Origin of the sequence: Streptomyces incanus (genome assembly GCF_042656345.1) — a bacterium.
In the GTDB taxonomy this organism is placed as follows: domain Bacteria; phylum Actinomycetota; class Actinomycetes; order Streptomycetales; family Streptomycetaceae; genus Streptomyces; species Streptomyces incanus.
The window spans coordinates 1-3,381 of the sequence record NZ_JBHSPC010000043.1; the positions used below are offsets into that span (position 1 = coordinate 1).

At 69.7% G+C, this 3,381-nt stretch carries 4 protein-coding genes and 1 pseudogene; 3 read left to right on the forward strand and 2 right to left on the reverse strand.

The annotated features are described in order from the left end of the window. Positions 1-55 precede the first annotated feature (55 nt). Both ACFP2V_RS16610 and ACFP2V_RS16615 read right to left on the reverse strand, forming a co-directional pair. Positions 56-220: pseudogene (locus tag ACFP2V_RS16610) on the reverse strand (pirin family protein); the annotation flags it as partial. 118 nt (positions 221-338) lie between these two features. Next, the gene (locus tag ACFP2V_RS16615; protein WP_381212208.1) at positions 339-659 is read right to left on the reverse strand and encodes a hypothetical protein; all 321 of its coding nucleotides are present in this window, start codon (positions 657-659) and stop codon (positions 339-341) included. A 632-nt stretch (positions 660-1,291) separates the two neighbouring features. Between ACFP2V_RS16615 and dhaK the strand changes: the two genes are divergently transcribed. From dhaK to ACFP2V_RS16630, 3 genes are read left to right on the forward strand one after another with little or no spacing between them, the layout of a single operon-like run. Beyond that, positions 1,292-2,284, forward strand: a complete 993-nt coding sequence (gene dhaK, locus ACFP2V_RS16620) for a dihydroxyacetone kinase subunit DhaK (RefSeq protein ID WP_381212211.1) — start codon at positions 1,292-1,294, stop codon at positions 2,282-2,284. Positions 2,285-2,333: 49 nt separating this feature from the next. Further along, the gene (gene dhaL, locus ACFP2V_RS16625) at positions 2,334-2,951 is read left to right on the forward strand and encodes a dihydroxyacetone kinase subunit DhaL (protein ID WP_381212215.1); all 618 of its coding nucleotides are present in this window, start codon (positions 2,334-2,336) and stop codon (positions 2,949-2,951) included. Next, positions 2,944-3,357: a PTS-dependent dihydroxyacetone kinase phosphotransferase subunit DhaM gene (locus tag ACFP2V_RS16630; RefSeq protein ID WP_381212218.1), complete on the forward strand. Its 414-nt coding sequence runs from the start codon at positions 2,944-2,946 to the stop codon at positions 3,355-3,357. Before dhaL ends, ACFP2V_RS16630 begins: the two co-directional genes overlap by 8 nt. Positions 3,358-3,381: the final 24 nt, after the last annotated feature.

Genomic DNA, 3,381 nt, shown 5'->3' on the forward strand with positions numbered 1-3,381 from the left:
CGGTAGGCACCGCTGGGCTGAGCAGGGAAGGGGGCCCGGTCCTCATAGGGTCAGGTCAACGCACCCTTCCGCGCGGCTTCAGCGGCACCGGCGGGAGCTCGGGGGCCGGCAGCGGGGCACCGTCGTAGCCCTTCACCTCGCCGAAGCGGGTGCCTTCCATCCAGTCCCGGCGGGCCTGTTCGATCTCCTCCTGGGTGCGGCCGATCCAGTTCCAGAACAACTGGATCATGTTCGAGGCGTGACCTCCACGCATCCAGGAATGACCCCGACGACATGCCCCCAGTGCCGCCGTCGTTCGTGTGGTCCCCGCGCATGCGGGGTGGCTCCCCACATCTGCATCACCAGCCCCAGGTACGGAGTTGACCAAGAAAACCCAACCCTGCCGACAGCGGGAGCAGCGCTTCCTCGAGGAGCTCGTCCTCACTGCACCCGTCGAGGTACGCGGCAAGGTCGGCACAGCGATGCACCTCTGCAGCAGTGAAGGGGCGGTGCGGGTGTGCCGCCAGGGCCGGGACGCTCTTCGTCACGAGGTGGCGGAGACAGCAGTGTCCATCGGCGGCGCAGAACGCTTCGAAACCTTCCCGGATGAGTGCTTGATTGAGCCGGCGTAGCGCGGTCGGCCGGTTCGGCCCCATGGTGAGGGCGTCGACAGGACTCATCCGGTGATCGATGAGCCTGCGGAAGGACTCCGGGGCTGAGCAGGACCGCCGTGCGGCTAGGCCTGCATCGTTTCAAGGACGTCGGCCACCCGACGGTGCCGGGGCGAGCCGTCGTGTACCCAGTTCGGGCCGGGCCCGGCGAAGAATTTGGTGATGTACATGCCGGACCGATAAAGGAAGCACTTCGGTTTCGATCAGCTGCCGGGATCGTCGGAGCCGAGGTTTTCGCACACCGGGTCACCAAGAGATTCGAGCGTTCTCTTCCTGAATTTCACGGCAGAGCCTCTCCCCGGCACTGCCGCGTCGGCCGCGCGGGCCCCGTCCTCATCGCGGCCCGCCGCACGGCGCAGGCGGCGGGCCGTCCCACCGCCCGGGCACACCTGAGCGCCCGCGTACGTGACCTTCGCTCCCGCAAGGTCAATACTTCAGACAAGAAGACTTCAGCCGGCCCGCACCCGACCACCCAGCAGACCTGACGGACCGTCACCAAAGCCAGTGTCAAGTCAGCATCAGTACCGCCGCAGTCCGCTCACGACCGCCACGGACCGTCAAGATCGAGAACTTCCCCTACCTGCTCTGACCAGCAAAAACACAGGTCTAAGGCTCACCTGCTAAGTTCCTAGGAGACACCCGTGAAGATGTTGATCAATGTGCCGGAGACCGTGGTCGCTGATGCCTTGCGGGGGATGGCGGCAGCGCATCCCGAGCTTGCGGTGGATGTGGAGAACCGGGTGATCGTCCGGCGGGACGCTCCCGTGGCCGGGAAAGTGGGTCTGGTCTCCGGCGGGGGCTCCGGACACGAGCCGCTGCACGGCGGGTTCGTGGGTCCCGGGATGCTCTCGGCGGCCTGTCCCGGAGAGGTGTTCACCTCTCCCGTGCCCGACCAGATGGTGCGGGCGGCGGCTGCCGTGGACAGCGGGGCCGGGGTGCTGTTCGTCGTGAAGAACTACACCGGCGACGTGCTCAACTTCGACATGGCCGCCGAACTCGCCGAGGACGAGGGCGTCCAGGTCGCGAAGGTACTGGTCGACGACGATGTCGCGGTGACCGACAGTCTCTACACCGCGGGCCGGCGCGGCACCGGTGCGACGCTGTTCGTGGAGAAGATCGCGGGCGCCGCGGCCGAGGAGGGGCAACCGCTGGAGCGGGTGGAGGCTCTCGCCCGGCAGGTCAATGAGAACTCCCGCAGTTTCGGTGTGGCCCTGACCGCCGTCACCACGCCCGCCAAGGGCAGCCCGACCTTCGATCTGCCGGCGGGCGAGCTGGAGCTGGGCATCGGCATCCACGGCGAACCGGGCCGGGAGCGGCGACCGATGATGACCTCGGGCGAGATCGCCGAGGCCGCCGTCGATGCGATCCTCGAGGATCTCACCCCTCGTAATCCGGTCCTGGTCCTGGTCAACGGGATGGGCGCGACCCCGCTGCTGGAGCTGTACGGCTTCAACGCCGAGGTGCAGCGGGTTCTCGGCGAGCGCGGCGTCCCCGTCGCCCGGATCCTCGTCGGTAACTACGTGACGTCGCTCGACATGGCGGGCGCCTCGGTCACCCTGTGCCAGGTCGACGAGGAGACACTTCGGCTGTGGGACGCGCCGGTGAAGACCCCGGGACTGCGCTGGGGCATGTGAGGGCCACCGGGGTAGTTGGTTCACAGTGCCTAGTACGCGAGGAGTTCCAGTGCTCGATGCCGACTTCTTCCGCCGTTGGATGGCGGTCACCTCCGTCACCGTCGACCGTGAGGCGGAGCGGCTCACCGCTCTCGACTCGCCCATCGGGGACGCCGACCACGGCAGCAACCTCCAGCGCGGGTTCAGCGCGGTGCGGGCCGCGCTGAACAAGGAGCCGCCCGCCACGCCCGGCGCGGTGCTGACCCAGTCGGGGCGGCTGCTGATCTCGACGGTGGGCGGCGCCTCCGGGCCCCTGTACGGGACGCTGCTCCGCCGCACGGGCAAGGCCCTCGGTGACGCCACCGAGGTGAGCAGGGAGCAACTGGCCGAGGCACTGCGCACCGGGGTGGACGCGGTGCGGCAACTCGGGGGCGCGGCGCCGGGCGACAAGACGATGATCGATGCGCTGGTGCCCGCGGTGGAAGCGCTCGGCGACTCCTTCACCGCGGCGCGGGCCGCCGCCGAGGAGGGTGCGGTGGCCACGACACCGTTGCGGGCCCGCAAGGGCCGGGCCAGTTACCTGGGTGAGCGGAGCATCGGACACCAGGATCCCGGAGCCACCTCTGCGGCCCTGCTGATCGCAGGCCTCGTCGATGTCTCCGAGGCCGGGGAGGCGTCCGATGAGTGACGGCGGGAAACTGGTGGGCATCGTCCTGGTGTCGCACAGTGCTCAGGTGGCGGCGTCGGTGGCCGAGCTGGCGAAGGGTCTGGCGGGCGCCGGCAGTGCGGTGGCCGTGGCCCCGGCGGGCGGCACGGAGGACGGAGGTCTCGGTACGAGCGCCGAACTCATCGCCGCCGCGTCCGCGTCCGTCGACCGCGGCGCCGGGGTCGCCGTCCTGACCGACCTCGGCAGCGCGGTGCTCACCGTGAAGGCACTGCTCGCCGAGGGCGACGAACTCCCGGAGCACACTCGGCTGGTGGACGCGCCGTTCGTGGAGGGCGCGGTCGCCGCGGTGGTCACGGCGTCGACGGGAGCGGACCTCGCGGCGGTGGAGGCCGCGGCGGCGGAGGCGTACACGTATCGGAAGGCCTGAGGAGCACGGTGGGGGGGGGGGGGG